Source organism: Mesorhizobium sp. M7A.F.Ca.CA.004.06.1.1, assembly GCF_003999135.1.
Classification (GTDB): Bacteria; Pseudomonadota; Alphaproteobacteria; order Rhizobiales; family Rhizobiaceae; genus Mesorhizobium.
In genome coordinates, this window is the sequence record NZ_RZPQ01000922.1 from 1 (window position 1) to 2,020 (window position 2,020).

At 57.4% G+C, this 2,020-nt stretch carries 1 protein-coding gene and 1 pseudogene; both read right to left on the minus strand.

The window, feature by feature from the left end:
- Nucleotides 1-486 (minus strand): annotated as a pseudogene (locus tag EN906_RS32165) (methylaspartate ammonia-lyase); the annotation flags it as partial.
- Nucleotides 487-802: 316 nt separating this feature from the next.
- Nucleotides 803-2,020 (minus strand): CocE/NonD family hydrolase (locus EN906_RS32170; protein WP_127375683.1); only part of this gene is annotated, 1,218 nt, incomplete at its 5' end.

A 2,020-nucleotide genomic window follows, 5' to 3' on the forward strand; every position in this document is an offset into this window, starting at 1 on the left:
CGGCAGCGCTAGGTCAAATTCTTTGCACAGAATTTCCGCCATGGTGGTGCTGCGAAGGTGGGCCGCAGCGCGTAGGAGCGCCTGGCTGACGCCGTACTCGATCGCAAGAGGTAACTGCTTGTGGTCGTAGTCCTCTAAAACCGTCGCACAGGCATCAAGGTAACGAGACGCATCGACATCCAACAGTCGCGGCACCACAACCCGCGACGTCAATTCCGAAATTTGGACAGAATCAAACAAAGGATCCCGCCCGCCAGCACCAGAGTACTGCACGCCCATCATGTCACCCCAAACGACGCTGTCGTCCGCTAGTACAAGTCCGACGCTGAGCGACGACGCCGGAACGCGAATGGACGTAAATCCAGGCGTCACCGGTTCGCCAAGATAAATAAAGCCGTCCTGGATCGCTCCGGACCTAATGGCAGACTGATCGTCATAAAAGAACGCGCCGTTGCCAGATGCGAGTAGGACGTCTTTGATCTGCACTTCGTTCGCTCGAATGTTCCAATTACACTAATGAAGGGGTATGCTGACATGCGTTGCATCGATTATGCGCCACTTGTCGCCGGACCCGCCAATATAAAGTCGGGGACGGTCCCATCGCGTTTTGAGATGGCCCATGCCTGAAAGGCGGATCAGTCGCCTTGACGCTGCCATTGACGTGCCCGCAAGGTGCTGGTTGGCAATTGCGAGAACAGTAGCCCCGCACAGAGTTCCCCCACGATGGCGTCCAAAGCGCGCCACAACAATGCCGATTACCGAACGATATATTCGTTCGCCATCGCAGGCACCTCAACTGGCATTACTTCTCGACGATCGGAAGGTCGATGAAGCAGCCCCCGGGACCGCGATAAAACTTCAGCAATGGCGGCTCGCCGTCCGCGGGCACATTGGCGAACGAAGTCTTGTCACTTCCGGCGAGGACTACCCTCAAGCGATAACCTACCGAAAGGCGGGCGGAAATCGGGTGCAACGTGAACGTCAAGGTGGCAATTTCGCCCGGCGTAAGAGGCTCGGCGTCGCGTTCAAGAAAGCTGTGCTGTGGACCAAGAACGTCGAACGGAGAGTTGGTCCACACCTTCCGGTGCAGGACCCGCAGCTGCCCTTCCGTCAGATACCGGGATACCCCATCTGGTTGCACGGCCTCAAGGTAAACAAAGAAATTGCCATCTTCGCGCGTAGAGCTGATATTGAGCTCAACAAATGGATGCCCGGTGATTTCGAGGTCATTTGCCAATGGTTCGCTGGTATAGGTAAGCCGAGCCTCGTCGAACTGACGCCGATCTCCATAATCTACTTTACCCCCACTGCCGCCGTTGGTGTCCCACCGGTTTGTTAGAACGTCGCCAAGATCTCGGTCGACCTGCAGGAAGTCAAAACCTGCGGCGTCGGGCGATGAGTCCAGCCGCGAACCACTGGACATGTACCACCGTCTGCGCCTGGCTTCGGGCGGCCAGGACGTGGTCGATTTCCAAGCACCCTCGCCCACCGTGTAGTAGTGAACTACCTTACCTCCCACGCGCGCGGCTTCGCCGTTGAAACAAGCTTCAGCGAACCGGATATCATTGGCCTGCTGGGTCGCAAACGTTGGTAGGATTTCCTCATCGGCGGGCCGAAGCGGATCATAAGGTATCGCTCCACCGTGGTTCCAGGGACCGATTATCACGTTCATCGGATTTGATTGCAACAAGAAGCGGCGCACGGCCCCTTGCGCGGAGCCAGAATCAAACCAGCTCGCCCAATTCTGGGTAGGAATGCCGGACTTAGATATCCGCTCCGCCGCCATCTCTGGCGTCCAGTCAAGTATGGTTGCTCCGTCCCATAATGTCGGACGTTCGTCTTTGAAAGTGAGCTCATGAGCTTTCACCCAATCAGTGGGCGCCCGCTCATGGTCGCGTAGGGCGGCGACAAGGTCAGCCTCCCCTCCGGGTCCCACGGGTCGTACGCCCAGTTGAGACGGGCTTCCATCATCCCGGATCGACTCATTGCGGTCGAGGCTTTTTACGCCACTGTCCCAAAG